Source organism: Saccharothrix variisporea, from assembly GCF_003634995.1.
GTDB classification, from domain to species: Bacteria; Actinomycetota; Actinomycetes; order Mycobacteriales; family Pseudonocardiaceae; genus Actinosynnema; species Actinosynnema variisporeum.
The window spans coordinates 4,001,076-4,017,747 of sequence record NZ_RBXR01000001.1; the positions used below are offsets into that span (position 1 = coordinate 4,001,076).

The 16,672-nt window shown below is 71.2% G+C and carries 15 protein-coding genes; 9 read left to right on the forward strand and 6 right to left on the reverse strand.

The features are described 5' to 3' along the window. Together DFJ66_RS17600 and DFJ66_RS17605 are read right to left on the reverse strand one after the other, a co-directional pair. Complete coding sequence (locus DFJ66_RS17600; protein WP_121222486.1) at positions 1 to 285, reverse strand: MoaD/ThiS family protein; 285 nt, start codon at positions 283 to 285, stop codon at positions 1 to 3. Further along, positions 286 to 1,344, reverse strand: a complete 1,059-nt coding sequence (locus DFJ66_RS17605; RefSeq protein ID WP_121222487.1) for a WD40/YVTN/BNR-like repeat-containing protein — start codon at positions 1,342 to 1,344, stop codon at positions 286 to 288. A gap of 144 nt (positions 1,345 to 1,488) precedes the next feature. On the opposite strand from DFJ66_RS17605, the gene DFJ66_RS17610 reads away from it, so the two are divergent. Next, entirely contained in the window at positions 1,489 to 3,198 is a 1,710-nt protein-coding gene (locus DFJ66_RS17610; protein ID WP_121222488.1) for an acyl-CoA dehydrogenase family protein, read from the forward strand. Between the two features lie 398 nt (positions 3,199 to 3,596). Then, entirely contained in the window at positions 3,597 to 4,043 is a 447-nt protein-coding gene (locus DFJ66_RS17615) for a nuclear transport factor 2 family protein (RefSeq protein WP_121222489.1), read from the forward strand. A 1-nt stretch (position 4,044) separates the two neighbouring features. Here DFJ66_RS17615 and cspE read toward each other — a convergent pair whose 3' ends face one another. Beyond that, positions 4,045 to 4,251 carry a transcription antiterminator/RNA stability regulator CspE gene (gene cspE, locus DFJ66_RS17620; protein WP_121222490.1) on the reverse strand — a complete coding sequence of 69 codons (207 nt, stop codon included), beginning with the start codon at positions 4,249 to 4,251 and terminating at the stop codon, positions 4,045 to 4,047. Positions 4,252 to 4,497: 246 nt separating this feature from the next. Between cspE and DFJ66_RS17625 the strand changes: the two genes are divergently transcribed. Beyond that, positions 4,498 to 4,755 carry a hypothetical protein gene (locus DFJ66_RS17625; RefSeq protein WP_121222491.1) on the forward strand — a complete coding sequence of 86 codons (258 nt, stop codon included), beginning with the start codon at positions 4,498 to 4,500 and terminating at the stop codon, positions 4,753 to 4,755. A 64-nt stretch (positions 4,756 to 4,819) separates the two neighbouring features. Next, on the forward strand, positions 4,820 to 5,542 hold the full coding sequence (locus DFJ66_RS17630) for a hypothetical protein (RefSeq protein WP_121222492.1): 723 nt from the start codon (positions 4,820 to 4,822) through the stop codon (positions 5,540 to 5,542). Positions 5,543 to 5,657: 115 nt separating this feature from the next. On the opposite strand, the gene DFJ66_RS17635 is transcribed toward DFJ66_RS17630, so the two are convergent. Next, positions 5,658 to 6,314 carry a DUF899 domain-containing protein gene (locus DFJ66_RS17635; RefSeq protein ID WP_121222493.1) on the reverse strand — a complete coding sequence of 219 codons (657 nt, stop codon included), beginning with the start codon at positions 6,312 to 6,314 and terminating at the stop codon, positions 5,658 to 5,660. Positions 6,315 to 6,397: 83 nt separating this feature from the next. On the opposite strand from DFJ66_RS17635, the gene DFJ66_RS17640 reads away from it, so the two are divergent. Next, positions 6,398 to 6,841 carry a winged helix-turn-helix transcriptional regulator gene (locus tag DFJ66_RS17640; RefSeq protein ID WP_121222494.1) on the forward strand — a complete coding sequence of 148 codons (444 nt, stop codon included), beginning with the start codon at positions 6,398 to 6,400 and terminating at the stop codon, positions 6,839 to 6,841. Here DFJ66_RS17640 and DFJ66_RS17645 read toward each other — a convergent pair. After that, positions 6,834 to 7,946: a sugar ABC transporter substrate-binding protein gene (locus DFJ66_RS17645; protein ID WP_121222495.1), complete on the reverse strand. Its 1,113-nt coding sequence runs from the start codon at positions 7,944 to 7,946 to the stop codon at positions 6,834 to 6,836. The genes DFJ66_RS17640 and DFJ66_RS17645 overlap by 8 nt on opposite strands. Positions 7,947 to 8,248: 302 nt before the next feature. Here DFJ66_RS17645 and DFJ66_RS17650 point away from each other — a divergent pair, with 302 nt between their 5' ends. Further along, positions 8,249 to 9,970, forward strand: a complete 1,722-nt coding sequence (locus tag DFJ66_RS17650) for a S8 family serine peptidase (RefSeq protein ID WP_121222496.1) — start codon at positions 8,249 to 8,251, stop codon at positions 9,968 to 9,970. A gap of 54 nt (positions 9,971 to 10,024) precedes the next feature. Here the strand turns inward: DFJ66_RS17650 and DFJ66_RS17655 are convergent, their stop codons facing one another. Continuing rightward, complete coding sequence (locus DFJ66_RS17655) at positions 10,025 to 12,970, reverse strand: glycine--tRNA ligase (RefSeq protein WP_121231322.1); 2,946 nt, start codon at positions 12,968 to 12,970, stop codon at positions 10,025 to 10,027. A 913-nt stretch (positions 12,971 to 13,883) separates the two neighbouring features. On the opposite strand from DFJ66_RS17655, the gene DFJ66_RS17660 reads away from it, so the two are divergent. The 3 genes from DFJ66_RS17660 to DFJ66_RS17670 all read left to right on the forward strand — a co-directional run bounded on the left by DFJ66_RS17660 (position 13,884) and on the right by DFJ66_RS17670 (position 16,620). Then, the gene (locus tag DFJ66_RS17660) at positions 13,884 to 15,323 is read left to right on the forward strand and encodes an LCP family protein (RefSeq protein ID WP_246029799.1); all 1,440 of its coding nucleotides are present in this window, start codon (positions 13,884 to 13,886) and stop codon (positions 15,321 to 15,323) included. A gap of 15 nt (positions 15,324 to 15,338) precedes the next feature. Further along, positions 15,339 to 16,004: a SanA/YdcF family protein gene (locus DFJ66_RS17665; RefSeq protein ID WP_121222498.1), complete on the forward strand. Its 666-nt coding sequence runs from the start codon at positions 15,339 to 15,341 to the stop codon at positions 16,002 to 16,004. 133 nt (positions 16,005 to 16,137) lie between these two features. Next, positions 16,138 to 16,620, forward strand: a complete 483-nt coding sequence (locus DFJ66_RS17670; protein ID WP_121231325.1) for a helix-turn-helix domain-containing protein — start codon at positions 16,138 to 16,140, stop codon at positions 16,618 to 16,620. The last annotated feature ends 52 nt before the right edge of the window (positions 16,621 to 16,672 follow it).

Here is a 16,672-nt window from a genome sequence, read left to right on the forward strand (position 1 = left end):
TCAGCCGCCGGCCACCGAAGGCAGGATCTGGATCTCTGTGTCGGGGCGCAGCACGGTGGCCGGACCGTCGAGGCGGCGGCACTCCTCGCCGTCCACGTAGAAGTTCACGTACCGGCGCAGCGACGAGCGCTCGTCGCGCAGGCGGCGGTCCAGCAGCGGGTAGCGGCCGGCCAGTTCGTCCAGCACCGCACCCAGCGTGGCCTGCTCCTGGACCTCCAGCTCCAGCGTGGACTGGTTGCCGGCCGCCGGGCGCAGCACGCCGGGCAGCAGAACGGTGATCCGCATTCAGACCTCCGCCGCCCGCACGCACACCACGTCGGGCAGGTGCTCGACGACCCGGTGCCATGTCTCGCCCTCGTCCGGGCTGGCGTACACCGAGCCCGAGCGGGAGCCGAAGTAGACGCCCGCGGGTGTGGCTGTGTCCGTGCACATCGCGTCCCGCATGACGGCTGTCCAGAAGCCGTCCGGCAGGCCGGTGCGCAGGGCTGTCCACGACTCGCCGCCGTCCGGGGAGCGGTAGACCGCGCACTCCCCGCCGGGCGGGAACCGCTCGCCGTCCGCGACCAGCGGGAAGTTGTAGACCACCTCGGGGTCGTGCGGGTGGACGGCGATGGGGAAGCCGAAGTCCGAGGGCAGGCCGTCCGCGATGGAGTCCCAGGTGGCCCCGCCGTCCGACGACCGGTACACGCCGTGGTGGTTCTGCAGGTACAGGCGGTCCGGTGTGGACGGGTGGCGCGCGACCTTGTGGACGCACTGCCCGAACTCCGGGTACGGGTCGGGCAGGAAGTACGCCTTCACCCCCTTGTTGCTCGCCTCCCACGACTCGCCGCCGTCCGTTGTGCGGTAGACGCCGCCGGTCGACATGGCCACGGTGAGCCGCTTCGAGTCGGTCGGGTCGGGCAGCACCGTGTGGACCGCCTGGCCGCCGTAGCCCGCGCCCCAGTCCTTGCGGTGCGGGTGCTCCCACAGGCCCCGGACCAGGGAGTACGTGCGGCCACCGTCCTCCGAGCGGAACAGGGCGGACGGTTGGGTGCCGGCGTAGACGACGTCGGGGTCGTCGGTCAGGGCGAGCTGCCACACCCGTTCCAGGGCGGTGTCCTCGGGGAAGGAGAGGGGCGCGTGGTCCGGCTCCTCCCAGGTCTCGCCGAGGTCGTCGCTGGTCATGACCGTGGGACCGAAGTGGGAGCTTGTTGTGCCGGCGAGCAGCCGGGGGCGACGCGGGTCGATGGCGACCGCGTACACCTCGGTCATGGGCAGCAGGGGCCCGCGAACCTCCCACGACGTTCGGTCGCGGCTGGTCGCGAGCCACAGGCCCTTTCGCGTGCCGATCGCGAGCAGGTGCATGGCTTCCTCCAGCGGCTGGGTGTGACGTGGAGCACGCTACGCGCGGGGTACGACAATTTCCCGCTGACGTCGACTGGAAGACCACGGACGGCGCGCCAAGTTACCCGCTGGTAACGTGCCTGCGCAGACGAAGGGAGCAGGCCGGTGTTGTTCGATCCCAACAGCTTCGAGGGCACGCACCTCGACCCCGAGAGCAGGCGGTTGCTGCGGGCCACCATCGACTGGTTCGAGGAGCGCGGCAAGCGCCGGCTCATCGCCGACGACCAGTCGCGGGTCTGGTACGCCGAGTTCCTCGAGTTCCAGGCGCGCGAGAAGTTGTTCGCGACCTTCCTGACCCCGGCGGCCGAGGGCGGCGGTGACCCGGACAAGCGCTGGGACGCCACCCGCAACGCCGTCCTGAGCGAGATCCTCGGGTTCTACGGCCTCCAGTACTGGTACACCTGGCAGGTCACCGTGCTGGGCCTCGGCCCGATCTGGATGAGCGACAACGCCGCCGCCAAGAAGCGCGCCGCCGACCTGCTGGACGCCGGGGCGGTGTTCGCGTTCGGCCTGTCCGAGAAGGAGCACGGCGCGGACGTCTACTCCACCGACATGGTGCTGACCCCCGCGGCGGACGGCGGTTTCGTCGCCAACGGCGGCAAGTACTACATCGGCAACGGCAACGTGGCCGGGATGGTGTCGGTGTTCGGGCGGCGCGCCGACGTCGAGGGCCCGGACGGGTACGTGTTCTTCGCGGTGGACAGCGGCCACCCGAACTACAAGCTGGTCAAGAACGTCGTGGACTCGCAGATGTTCGTCAGCGAGTTCCGGCTGGAGGACTACCCGGTCGCGGCGGAGGACGTCCTGCACACCGGCGCGGAGGCCTTCAGCGCGGCGCTGAACACGGTCAACGTGGGCAAGTTCAACCTGTGCACGGCGTCGATCGGCATCTCGGAACACGCGTTCTACGAGGCGATCACGCACGCCCACAACCGCGTCCTGTACGGCAAGCGGGTCACGGAGTTCCCGCACGTCCGGCAGAACTTCGTGGACGCCTACGCGCGGCTGGCGGCCATGAAGCTGTTCGCCGACCGGTCCGTGGACTACTTCCGGACGGCCTCGCCCGAGGACCGCCGGTACCTGCTGTTCAACCCGATCACCAAGATGAAGGTCACCAGCGAGGGCGAGCAGGTGGTCGACCTGCTCTGGGACGTCATCGCGGCCAAGGGGTTCGAGAAGGACACCTACTTCTCGATGGCCGGCCGGGACATCGGCGCGCTGCCCAAGCTGGAGGGCACGGTCCACGTGAACCTGGCGCTGGTGCTGAAGTTCATGCCCGCGTACCTGTTCCAGGCGACCGAGTTCACCGACGTGCCGACCGTGCACGAGCCGAAGGACGACGACTTCTTCTGGCGGCAGGGACCCGCGCGGGGATTGGGCTCGATCCGGTTCCACGACTGGGAGGCGGCCTACCGGCGGTTCGCCCAGGTGCCCAACGTGGCCCGGTTCCACCAGCAGGCGCAGGCCCTGCGGACGCTGCTCACGACGGCCGCGCCGGACGCGGAGCAGCAGGCGGACCTGGACTTCCTGCTGACGCTGGGCCAGTTGTTCACGCTGGTGGTCTACGGGCAGCTGGTGCTGGAGCAGGCGGCGCTGACCGACGTCGACGCGGACCTACTGGACCAGATCTTCGACGTGCTCGTGCGGGACTACTCGGCGTGGGCCGTGGCGCTGCACGGCAAGGCTTCGTCCACCGGGGCGCAGCAGGAGTGGGCGTTGGGGCAGGTGCGCAAGCCCGTCGTGGACCGCGAGCGCTTCGAGCGCGTGTGGGAGCGGGTCGCCGCACTGTCCGGCGCTTACGAGATGCGCCCGTAGCCACCGCGCCGCAGGCGCTGCTTTTCACCTCGGCTGCCAGCCACAGGAAGGGCCTCGGTTTCTTCCCCCCGTACGGCCTGGGCGAAGCCCAACCGCGCTTGGCCCGTTTCCGCAACCAGCTTTACCGGTTGCGGAAACGGGCCAAGGGTGGTTGCCTCCGGCAGGCCGTACGGGGGGAAGAAACCGACGCCCTTCCACCCCCCGGGGGCCTGCCCAGCGGCGAGCGTCCGCTTTTCAGCTCTTAAGCCCTTCGCTCTTGATCTTGAGAGCGCCCCCGCGCGCCCGAGGAAGCGAAGCGTCGAAGAGGTTGCGCCGCGAGCGTGGTCTGGCGGTCTGCGTCTTGACTGGTGCCGTCGAGGGGTGTTTGGTCGGGCACCTGGGCGAGGGAAGGGGACGCTGTGACCGCGTCCAAGTCGCTCCGGGCCCTGCGCGAGGCGATCGTGCTGGAGCACCTGGAAGCGGAGAACGAGCGGGAGTTCGAGACCGCCGTGGGGGTGTTCGACCGGCCCCGGTGGGAGGTCGTGGCCACCGGCGAGGTGCTGGAGGGGCGGGCCGCCCTGGTCGGGTACTACGAGCGGGTCCCCGGGTCGTACAGCCGGGTCGACGCGCTGCACCACGCCGAGGGGGCCGTCGTCGTCGAGCTGCGGGTGGACGGGGCCGCAGGGGCGGCGCGCAGCAGCGTGTTCTTCCTGTTCGACGGCGCTCGGCTGGTCGGGAAGCGGGTCTACGCCGTGGCCCAGCAGGCGGCACCGCAGGCGGCACCGCGGGCGGCGCAGCAAGAGAAGAGCCGCCACCCCGTTGCCGGGATGGCGGCTCCACTGCTATCCGATGGAAATCGGACCTAGGTCAGAGCGGTCGAACCGTCTGCGCCTGCGGGCCCTTCTGGCCCTGGCCGATCTCGAACTCCACCCGCTGGTTCTCCTCCAGCGTGCGGTAGCCCGAGGACTGGATCTCCGAGTAGTGCACGAACACGTCGGCGCCACCGTTGTCCGGGGAGATGAAGCCGAAGCCCTTCTCCGCGTTGAACCACTTGACGGTGCCCTGAACTGCCATCTTGCTACTTCTCCTCTAACAGGTGCCGGATCGCGCTTGCGACCACCGGGTCCGTTGGGGCGTGGAGCCCCTCCCGTCGAGGAAGTTCTACGCCCGCAACTCCGATCCGCGAGCGTGGTGGAACACGAACACAGATAGGTACGACCGAGAACAGTCAACCACGACAACCGGCGGCAGTCGAGCGGGAGAACGCGGCGAGTCGCACTGCTACCGTGGGCGAGGACGCGATCACAGGGGGTTTCCGCCATGACCGAACCCGATCCGGTGACCATCGCCGCCGCCCTCGCCACCCGCTCCTCCGCCGGCCTGTACGCGCTGGTCCGCGCCCGGTTCGCGGACGACCCGGACGCCCTCGCGACGCTGGTCGCCGCCGAGGGTGCGGCACCGGGTTCGCCGCAGGTCGCGACCCTGGGCGAGGTCCTGCGGAGGGCCGAAGCCGAGGACCCCGCGTTCGGCGCCCGCCTCCGCCGTGAACACGAACGGGTGCAGACCCCGACCGGGTGACGGGACCGGTGGGGATCGGCGGGAACGTCAACGCCGAGTAGGCCGGTCGAGTGAAGATGGGGAGGTGTTCTCCACCCTCCACCTCCCCCAGACCCGGTTGCTGTTCTTCTTCCTAGGCCTGGTCGTCACGTTCGTCCTGATCAGGATCAGCGTGCGGATGATCCGGGCGAAGGTGCGGTGGTGGCCGGGCAACATCACGCCGGGTGGCACGCACATCCACCACGTCGTGTTCGGCACGGTGTTCATGCTGGTCGGCGGCGTGACGGGGTTGGCCGTGCCGGACGAGGAGCACGGGTGGCGGGCGGCCGCCGCGGCGCTGCTGGGCGTGGGCGCGGCGCTGGTGCTGGACGAGTTCGCGCTGATCCTGCACCTGCGGGACGTGTACTGGGAGAAGGACGGCCGACTGTCGGTGGACGCGGTGTTCCTGGCCATCGGCATGACCGGCTTGCTGCTGCTGGGCGCCCGGCCGCTGGGGTACGACGAGTTCTACGGCGAGGGCGTGTGGCTGCGGGTGGTGGTCATCCTGGTCAACCTCGGCTTCGCCATCGTCGCGCTGCTCAAGGGCAAGGTGTGGACCGGCCTGCTGGGATTGCTGGTGCCGGTCCTGCCCGAGATCGGCGCGCTGCGGCTGGCCCGGCCGGGGTCGCCGTGGGCGCGCTGGCGGTACACCGAGGGGTCCCGCAAGCTGCGCCGCGCCTACCGGCGGGAGGCGCGGGTGCGGCAGCCGCTGATCCGGGCGAAGATCCGGTTCCAGGAGTTCATCTCCGGCCGCCACGAGGGCGACTAGGCCCGGCACCCGCCATCCAGACCCGGCACCGCCGTCCAGGCCCGGCCCCTGCCAGCCAAGCCCAACACCCGCCGGCCAAGCCCAGCACCCGCCGGCCAAGCTCGGGCACTCCCGGCTAGGCCCCGTACTCGTCCCGCGCCCGCAGCCACCCCATGGTCGGCGTCTGCGGCCAGCCCTCCGGCGAGTCCTCCCAGGTCTCCTGGCGGCCGTACGGGGTCAGGTCGAGCAGGTTGAAGTCCAGGCGCAGGCGGTCGACGCCCCGGCCGCTGGTCCAGTACGTGTAGAAGACCTCGTCGCCGTCGCGCAGGAACACGCTGAGCCGGAACCCGCCGTCCAGGCCGAGTTCGGCGTAGAAGTCGGGGTCGGCGGAGTACCACGGCACGGTCCAGCCGAAGCGGTCCCGGACGGCGTCGATCTCGGCGCGGGGCGCCCGGGACATCAGGACCAGCGTGGTGTCGCGGGCGTTGAGGTGGGTCTGGTCGGTGAGGTGGTCGGTGAACGACGCGCAGCCGACGCACACGTGGTCCTGGCCCGGTTCGAGCATGTGGTGGTAGGCGACGAGCTGCCGGCGGCCGGCGAACAGGTCGGTGAGTCCGACCCGGGAGCCGTCCGGCGCGGTGAAGCGGTGGCCGGTGGACAGGCGGAGCATGGGCAGCCTGCGGCGGGTGGCGGCGAGCGCGTCCAACGCCCGGGTCTGCTCCTTCTCGCGGACCAGCAGCTCGTCCAGCGCGCGCTGCCACTCTTCCCTCGACACGACGTCCGGGCGGGTCATGGGTGCCTCCTGTTCGAGTTCCTTGAGGGAACCGTAGCAGGACACAGTTCCCTGAGGGAACCCTTAGCGGTAGACTCACCGGCGTGCAGCGCACCGACTTCGGGTCGATGGCCTGTTCCATCGCCCGCACCCTGGACGTCATCGGCGAACCCTGGTCGCCGCTGATCCTGCGGGACGTCTGGGCGGGCGTCACGCGCTTCGACCGCATCCAGGAAGACCTCGGGATCTCCCGCAAGGTCCTCACCGAACGCCTGAAGTGGCTGGTCGAGCGCGGGGTGCTGGAGCGCCGCGAGTACGCCACCAACCGCTACGAGTACGCGCTGACCGAACGCGGGACCGAACTGGTCTCGGTGCTGATGGTCATGGTCCGTTGGGGCGACCGGTGGGCCGCGCCGGACGGCCCGCCCGTGCTCTACCGGCACCACGCGTGCGGACAGGTCAGCCACGTCGAGCTGACCTGCGCGCACTGCGGCACCCCGATGACCCCGTCGGACATCGACCTGCTGCCCGGTCCGGGCGCTAGTTGACCAGGATCCCCAGCTCGTCGCACACCGGCTTCACGTCGCCCGCGCACAGGTCCGCCGACTTGACCACGCTCTCCGCCACCAGCCGCCGCACCTCCGACTTGGTGATCAGGTCCGCGCCCAGCAGCACCGATTTCACGTCCCGGCGCGAGACCAGGTCGCGGGTGTTGCCGGTGGCCAGGTCGTCCGCGCCGCTGATGTCGCCGCGCGCCACCGCGATCGCCAGCCGGGCCGCCGCCTCCGCCTCGTCGCGGATCGGCTTGTAGACGGTCATGCACTGGTCGCCGCGCAGCACCGCGCGCAGGCCCTCCAGCGTGGCGTCCTGACCGGTCACCGGCACCTTGCCCGCCAGGCCGCGCGCCTTGAGCACCTCGATCACCGCGCCCGCGAGGCCGTCGTTGGCGGCCACCACGCCGTCCACCTTGCCGCCGTTGTCGTCCAGGATCTGCTCGAAGGTCGCCTTGCCCCGCACCGGGTCCCAGTTGTCGACCGCCTGGCTCTTCACCAGCTTCAACTGGCCGCCGTCGTACTTCGGGCCCAGCTTGCGGCGCTGGCCGTCGGCGAACAGGGTCGCGTTGTTGTCCGTGGGAGCGCCCTGGATCTCGATGATCTGCGCGCCCGGCTTGTTCCCGAGGCACTTCAACAGGCCCTCGGCCTGGAGCTCGCCGACGTTGAGGTTGTCGAACGAGACGTAGTAGTCGGCCTGGCCACCGAGGCTGATCCGGTCGTAGTTGATGACCGGGATGCCCGCCTGCTTGGCCTTGCGCTCGACGGTCGCGCCGCCCTCCGTGCTCAGCGGCGTGGTCATCAGGACCTTCACGCCCTGCGCGATCATGGCGTCGGCGAGGCTCTGGAACTTCTTCTCGTCGCCCTCGGCGTTCTCGATCAGCGGCGTGATACCCGCGAAGTTCAGCGCGGACTCCAGCAGCGGCCGGTCCTGCTCCTCCCACCGGTCCGAGGACGCGCGGTCGGGCAGGATCACGCCCACCACGGGCTTGTCCGCCGGGTTGCGCGGCGCGACGGACTGGCCGGTGGGCTTGCGGTCCACCCCGCAGGCCGCGGTCAGCAGGAGCAGGGCGCAGCACACCACTCCACGTAGTCTTCGCATTCGCCAACCCCTTGCGCGGACCGACCGCCGTCCGGTGTATCGAAACAGAGTGTGCGGATTCCATCCCTCGCGGAGCGCCTTCGTCAAGATGCAGCAACGCTTTTGTGCCGAATGGTCCGCTCCGGTCGAACTGGGGAGATCGAATCCGCAGGTCGGATCGTTACCGCAAACCGGAGATGTAACTGCTCGCGCACGGCCGACTACGGATCTCACTGACTACGAAAGACGTCTACCGGTACCGGGTTTTGTTTGCCAGGGTGTCGCCCGACCCATACCCCCTCCGGGTCTGTGAGGAGACACGCGTGAGAACACGCAGAATCGTTCCGTCGGCGCTGGTGGTGGCGACCACCGCCGCGCTGCTGGCGACCGGGACACAGCCCGCGACCGGCCAGCAGGGCACCGCCGACTTCACCGTCGTCGTCGAGGAAGGCGCGAGCACCGACGCGGCCAAGGCCGCCGTGGCCGCTGCCGGTGGCGAGGTCGTCGGCGAGAACGCCGCCGTCGGCACCCTGACCGTCAAGGCTCCCCCGGCGGGCTTCGTGCAGCGCGTCTCCGCCTCCGACGCGGTGCTCGGCGCGACCGGACTCAAGCCGCTGGGCGCGGCTCCGACCGAGACCCCGCGCAACCGGGAGTGGAAGGTCGTCGAACGCGAGCACCTCGGCGCGTCCGCGCAGTCCCCGGCGCAGTCCCCCGACGCCACGGCGGGCATGGACCCGCTGGACGACAAGCTGTGGGGCCTGAAGCTCGTCCGTTCCGACCTCGCGCGCACCCGGCAGGCCGGCGACAAGCGGGTCTACGTCGGCATCCTGGACACCGGTGTGGACGGCAACCACCCGGACATCGCGCCGAACTTCAACCGCGAACTGTCCCGCAACTTCACCATCGACATCCCCTCCGACCCCAACGGTGAGGAAGTCGACGGCCCCTGCGAGTTCCGCGGCTGCGTGGACCCCAACGACCACGACGACAACGGCCACGGCACGCACGTCGCCGGCACCATCGGCGCGGCGGCCAACGGCTTCGGCGTCTCCGGCGTGGCCCCGAACGTGTCCCTGGTGAACATCCGCGGCGCCCAGGACTCCGGCTACTTCTTCCTCCAGCCGGTCGTGGACGCGATCACCTACGGCGCCGACGTCGGCCTCGACGTGATCAACATGTCGTTCTTCATCGACCCGTGGTACATGAACTGCCTCGACAACCCGGCCGACAGCCCGGAGGCCCGGATCGAGCAGCGCGCCACCATCACGGCCGTGCAGCGGGCGTTGAACTACGCCCACCGCAAGGGCGTGACCCTCATCGCGGCCGGCGGCAACAACCACGAGGACCTGGGCCACCCGCGCACCGACGCGCAGAGCCCGAACTACCCGGTGGGCACGAACTACCCGCGCGCCATCGACAACAACACCTGCCTGCACCTGCCGACCGAGGGCGAGCACGTCATCTCGATCTCCTCGCTCGGCCCGTCGACCAAGAAGGCCGACTACTCCAACTGGGGCACCGAGCAGACCGACCTGTCCGCCCCCGGCGGCTGGTTCCGCGACGGCTTCGGCACCCCGTGGTACCGCACCAACGAGAACCTGATCCGCTCCACGTACCCGCGCAACGTGGCACTCACCGAGGGCAACATCGACGAGGCCGGCAACATCACCCCGAAGGGTGAGGCCGCCGGCGTGGCGAAGTACTGCTCCGGCACCACCTGCGGCTACTACCAGTACCTGCAGGGCACCTCGATGGCCGCTCCGCACGCCGCCGGCGTGGCCGCCCTCGTGGTGAGCGAGTACGGCAAGAAGGACAAGGCCCACCCGGGCACCCTGACCCTGTCCCCGGACAAGGTCGAGAAGGTCCTGATCAAGACCGCGACCCAGCGGGCCTGCCCGGTCCCGCGCACGGTGTCGTACGAGCGGGAGGGCCGTTCGCCGGAGTTCACGGCGACCTGCGAGGGTGACGCGCAGTTCAACGGCTTCTACGGCCACGGCATCGTGGACGCCTACAGCGCCGTGACCCGCGGCGGCAGCTTCATCTGATCGACCGCACGCGAAAGGCCCCCGCCGACACACGGCGGGGGCCTTTCGTTTCGCCTAGGAGCCGAGCGCCGTGCCCAGCGCCTGCCAGTCCAGCACCGGCGCGGCGAGGTCGCGGATCGACGCCAGCAGACCCAGGCGGGCCTTGCGGACCTCCGGGTCCTCCGCCATCACCAGCACCTCGTCGAAGAACGTGTTCACCGGACCGGTCAACCCGCTCGCCGCCGACGCGAACGCCGCCAGCCCGGTGCCCTCGAACGACACCTCGGCCAGCGCCTTGTGCAGCGCCACCTCGGCCGGCTCGCTCAGCACGCCGGCGTCGTACTCCGGCGCGGTCTCCGCGGGCACGATCCGCCGGACCCGCTGCAGGGCCGCGACCAGTGCCGCGAAGTCCGCCGACCCCGCCAACTCCGTCAGCTCGGCGAGCGTCTCGTCCGCCTGCGCCGGGGCGTCCGCGAGCGGCAGGACCGCGTTGACGAAACGGTGGTCGTGGCCGGCGTCCAGCAGCTGCTGCTCGTACCGCCGCACGGCGAACTCCCGCGCGGCCTCCAGGGCGTCCGCCGAGACGTCCAGGTCCTGCGCCGCCAGCGACAACGCGCGCGTCAGCGTGATGTCCCGCAGCTCCGGGAACGCCCGCAGCACGCTGACCGCGCCCAGCGCCGCCCGCCGCAGGCCGAACGGGTCGGAGCTGCCCGTCGGGTTCGCGCCGATGCCGAACAGGCCCGCCAGCAGGTCGAACCGGTCCGCCAGCGACAGCAGCGCACCCGCCCGCGAGGCCGGCAGCGCGTCGCCCGCCGACCGGGGCAGCTCCATCTCGAACAGGGCCTGGGCGACCTCGGGCGTCTCGCCCGCCCGCACCGCGTACTCCCGGGCCATCACGCCGGCCAGGCTGGACAGCTCGATCACCATCTGCGAGCCCAGGTCGAACTTGGCCAGCTCACCGGCGCGGACCAGGGTGTCGTCCGCACCGCCGACGACCTCGGCGAGGCGACCGGCCAGGGTCGCGATCCGGCCCGCGCGGTCCGCCATCGAGCCGAGCTTGTCGGCGAAGGTCAGCTTCTCCAGGCCCGCCTTCATGTCCGCCAACGGCGTGCGCAGGTCGGCCCGCCAGAAGAACGCCGCGTCCTCGTACCGGGCCCGCAGCACGGCTTCGTTGCCGCGCCGCACCAGGTCTTCGTCCACCGAACCGTTGGCCACGGCGACGAAGTGCGGCAGCAGCGCGCCGTCCTCGGTGCGGACCGGCAGGTAGCGCTGGTGCTTGCGCATGACCGTGGTCAGGATCTGCTGCGGCAGCTCCAGGTACTTCGCGTCGAACGAGCCCAGCAGCGGCGTGGGCTGCTCGACCAGGTTGGTCACCTCGTCCAGCACGCCCTCGAAGTCCACGACCCCGCCGACGGACTTCGCCAGCTCGGCCGCCCGCTCCACGATCACGTCACCGCGGACCGACGCCGACGCCGTGATGCCGTGCCGCGCCAGGAACTCCAGGTAACCGTCCGCAGTGGACACCTCGACCACCGGGGTCTCGGCGGTCCGGTGCACGCGGGTGGTCGTGCCGGACACCAGGGCGGACACGCCCACCGGCACCGGCGTCGTGCCCAGCAGCGCGAGCAGCCAGCGGATCGGGCGCGTGAACGACAGCTTCGGGTCGTTCCACTTCATGTTCTTCTCGGCCCGCAGCTCCGCCACCACGGACGCGAGCAGCGACCCCAGCACCTCGACCGCGCCGCCGCCGGGCACGGTCTTCACCACGGCCACGTGCTCGACGCCGTTCTCCACGACCCGGGTCAGGTCGGCGACGTCCACGCCCTGCCCGCGCGCGAAGCCCTGCGCGGCCTTGGTGGGCTCGCCGGAGGCGTCGAACGCGGCGGACACGCGCGGGCCGCGCATGGTCTTCTCGGCGTCGGGCTCGCGCGGCGACACCTCGGGCACCAGCACCACGATCCGGCGCGGGGTGCCGTGCACCTGGACCTCGCCGTGCGTGAGCCGGGTCCCGGCCAGCTTCTCCGTCACCGCCGCGCGCACCGCCTCGACGGTCCGGGTGACCTCGTGCGGCGGCAATTCCTCGGTGCCGATCTCGAACAGCAGCGTCTCGGGCTTGTCGGTCGTCCCGGCCGCGGGCAGCTCCGGCGCGGTCAAGGGCTCGACCAGGCCCAGCGGGTGCCCCAGCTCCTCGCGGCGGGCGGCCCACAGCTGCGCCACCTCACGCGCCAGACCCCGCATCCGGGCAAACGCACGGGCCCGCTCGGTGGTGCTGATCGCGCCCCGCGCGTCGAGCACGTTGAACGTGTGCGAGCACTTGAGCACGTAGTTGTGCGCGGGCACGGGCAGGCGGGCGTCGAGCATCCGCCGCGCCTCGGACGCGTACTCCTCGAACAGCCGCTTGTTGGCCTCGACGTCGGCGTCGTCGAGGTAGTAGCGGGACATCTCGTACTCGGCCTGGCCGAACGCCTCGCCGTAGGAGATGCCGGGCGCGTAGGCGATGTCCTTGAAGTGGTCCACGCCCTGCAACGCCATCATGATGCGCTCGATGCCGTAGGTGATCTCCACCGACACCGGGTCCAGCGACATGCCGCCGGCCTGCTGGAAGTAGGTGAACTGGGTGATCTCGAGGCCGTCCAGCCACACCTCCCAGCCCAGGCCCCACGCGCCCAGCGCGGGCGAGGCCCAGTTGTCCTCGACGAACCGCACGTCGTGGGCGCGCACGTCGATGCCGAGCGCTTCGAGGCTGCCCAGGTAGAGCTCCTGCGGGTCGCCCGGGTCGGGCTTGAGGATCACCTGGAACTGGGTGTGGGTCTGGAGGCGGTTGGGGTTCTCCCCGTACCGGGCGTCGTCGGGCCGCACGCTGGGCTCGACGTAGGCCACCCGCCACGGCTCGGGGCCGAGGACGCGCAGCACGGTCGCCGGGTTGAGGGTGCCCGCACCGACCTCGGTGTTGTACGGCTGCACGACGATGCAGCCCCGTTCGGTCCAGTACCTGGTCAGCGCCAGCAGCGCGTCCTGCATCGTGAGCACGGGGTGAAGTCTACGAACGGGGCACGGGTGCCCTCACGGTCGGGTTACTTCACTGGTCACGGCCTGTCAAGACCCGGTATCCCCACGTCGCGATGTGGCACTGTGCCACCCTTTGGGCAACCTCAGAGGGCACCGGCACGTCCACCCAGGGCAGGTCCGGACACACAAGGGAGGAGCGGGAGTGGACAACCGGCCGCCGAGGCCGGGCGAACCCGACGGGTTCCGCCGGCGACCAGTGCCCCCTCGCGCACCGCAGCCCCCGCGCGCGGGCCAAGACCCACGCCAGGGCGGCCCGGCCGACCCTCGCCCGGACCGCTCACGCTCCGCCAACCGCCCGCCGACGGACGGTGACCCCCGCCGCGCCGGAAACGCGCGTGGTGGCGAACCTCACCCCCGCTCCGGCGACCCGAACGGCCCCGCACGCGGCGGTGAGCCCCGAGGCCGTTCCGGCGAGCCCCCTCGCCCGACGAACCGGTCCGGCGACACCCCGAGGCGCGACCCGCGCGCGGGTCAACCCCGCCGACCGGACTCCGCCGGCGACCCCCGCACGGCCCGTGGCAGCGAGCCCCGGAGCGCGGCGGGGAGGACCGGCGAGCCCCGGAGCGCGGCGGGTCGACCCGGCGACCCCCGCAGCACCCCCGGTCGCGCCGGCGAGCGCGGCGAGGTGGCGCGGGCTGGTGCCGAAGGGGTCTCGCGCAGGCCCGCCGGACCGCGTGGCGAAGCGGCTCGAACCCCAGCGGCTCGGGCCGCAGCGGCCCGAGGCCAAGCGACCCGGGCCGAAGCAGGCCGAGCCGAAGCCGGCCGGGGCGAAGCCGGGCCGCGCAGCCGACCCCCGCAGCGTCCTCCGGCCCGCAGGCCCGCCCAGCGCAGGCCCGAGAAGAACGGCAACCTCGTCGGCCGCACGGTGGCCGCCTTCTTCTCCGTCGCCGTCCTGCTGGGCACCGGCTACGCCTGGGCCAACTTCCAGTCGTTCGCCAACAACCTCACCACCACCGACGTCATCAGCGACGAGGGCGGCGGCGAGCGCCCCGCGGACGGGTCCATCGACATCCTCATGGTCGGCATGGACGCCCGCACCGACGCCAAGGGCAACCCGCTCCCCCAGCACATCCTCGACGAGCTCCAGGCCGGCGACGAGTCCGCGGGCGGCCTGAACACCGACACGATCATCCTCATGCACATCCCGAACGACACCGGCAAGGCCGTCGCCGTGTCGTTCCCCCGCGACTCCTACGTGAAGATCGCGGGCGGCAACGGGCGGCACAAGATCAACTCGGCGTACGGCTACGGCAAGAACGCCTCCGTCGCCGCGCTGCAGAAGAAGGGCGTCACCGACCAGGTCCAGGTCGAGCAGGAGTCGAAGCAGGCGGGCGCCAAGAACCTCATCCAGACCATCCAGGACCTCACCGGCGTCACCATCGACCACTACGCCGAGATCAACCTGGTCGGCTTCTACGACATCACCAAGGCCGTCGGCGGCGTGGACGTCTGCCTGAACCAGGCCACCGAGGACGACTACTCGGGCGCGAACTTCGCCAAGGGGCCGCAGACCATCCAGGGCAAGGAAGCCCTGTCCTTCGTCCGCCAGCGCTACGGCCTGCTGCGCGGCGACCTGGACCGGATCGTCCGCCAGCAGGTGTTCATGGCGGGCCTGGCCAAGAAGATGCTGTCCGCGGGCACCCTGTCCGACCCGGGCAAGCTGCGCTCGATGATCGAGGCGCTGACCAAGTCGATCGTGCTGGACAAGGGCTGGGACGTGTTCAAGTTCGCGACCCAGATGAAGGACCTGTCCGGCGGCAACATCGAGTTCGAGACCATCCCGACCGGCAACCCCGAGCTGCACACGCCCGAGGACGGCACGGCCATCGAGATCAACGAGTCCGAGGTCAAGCGGTTCTTCAAGAACCTGGGCAAGCCCGCCACCGGCACGTCGTCCACCACGCCGAGCGTGGACCCCGCGACGGTCACGGTCGAGGTGCGCAACGCTTCGAACACGGGCGGCCTGGCGGCCCGGGTGCTCGACGCGCTGGTGGCGAAGGGCTTCGTCTCCGGCGGCGCGGCCAACGCCGACGCCCCGATGACGAAGTCCGTCGTGCGCTACGGCAAGGGCGGCGAGGCCGGCGCGCAGGCCGTGGCCGACGCGCTGGGCGGGCTCGACGTCGAGCAGGACGACGACATCCCGACCGGCCACGCCCGGGTGTTCGTCGCCGGCGACTACTCCGGGCCGGGCACGCAGGGCCTGGCGGGCACGCCGCTGCTGGGCCTGGACGGCGCGAAGAAGGCCCAGCCGGAGACGACCGAGGAGCCGCCGATCACGGCGGACGGGGTGCGCTGCGTCAACTGACCCGGGGGGTAGGACATGAGGGCGTTCCTGAAGCGGATCCGCTGGCAGCGGGTGCTGGTCGTGGCGGGGCTGGCGGCGGTGCTCGCGTCCGTGCCGCTGGTGTGGGTGCACGTGTCGAGCGCGCCCTACCGGCACGCGGCGGCGGACGTGCCCGAGGCGCCGGTCGCGCTGGTGCTCGGCGCGGGCCTGCGCGACGGCAAGCCGACGCCGTTCCTGGCGGGCCGCCTGGACGTGGCCGCCGACCTGTACCGGCGCGGCAAGGTCAAGGTGCTGCTGGTCAGCGGCGACAACAGCCGCAAGGAGTACGACGAGCCCACCGCCATGCGCGACTACCTGGTGGCCCACGGCGTGCCGGCGGAGGTCGTCGTGGCGGACTACGCCGGGCTCGACACCTGGGACTCGTGCACGCGGGCCCGGCGCATCTTCGGCGTGACCAAGCTGACCGTGGTGACGCAGGAGTTCCACCTGCCGCGCGCGGTCGCGCTGTGCCGGTCGGCCGGGCTGGAGGCGTTCGGCGTGGGCCACGACACGTCCCGGGACTGGGCGACCACCACCGCGTACGGGTACTTCCGGGAGGCGTTCGCGAGCGGCAAGGCGATGTGGGACGGGCTCGTCGCCAAGCCGGACCCGCGATTCCTCGGTCCCATGGAAACCGGCGTGACCAGCGCACTTCGGCGCTGAACAGCTACTCACAGTACTTCTCGGTTCGCCCGATCGGGGGATAATCCGGTCAAGTCGCGTAAGCGGAGGAAGAGTCACGCTTTCCATCTGCGTGGGGTCTGTCGGGGATCCCGCGGACATGGAGGACTTGACGGTGCAGATCGACACAGCGGCGTACCAGCGCGTGCTCGGTGATGAGCTCCGCAGTCTTCGCAAGCAGCGCGGGTGGACCCGCAAGGAGCTCAACCGCCGGCTCCAGAGCGACATCTCGTTGCAGACCCTGGCCACCTACGAGCTGGGCACCCGGCAGTGCTCGGTGGTGCGGCTGGTCGAGATCTGCGTCGCGCTCGGCGTGCCCGCCCACCACGTCCTGGCCCGCGTGCACGACCGCGTCTTCGGCGACGCGCCCGCCGGGCACCTGGCCGTGGACCTCGCCGCCGTCGTCGCCGACCACCGGCCCCAGCTGCTGCCGCTGCGGCGCTGGGCGCAGGGCAGGCTGCACCAGCTCCCGCCCGGCCAGCCGCCGGAGGTGCACCTGGACCTGCCGGCGCTGGAGTACATGGCGCAGTTGTGCCAGCTCAGCACGGTGGACCTGATCAGGACCCTGCGGGAGCTGGACGGCCACCGGCCCCGGTAGCATCGGCGGCAACCCCTCCCCACCCCACCGACGCGGGAAGTCGCTTGCCGAA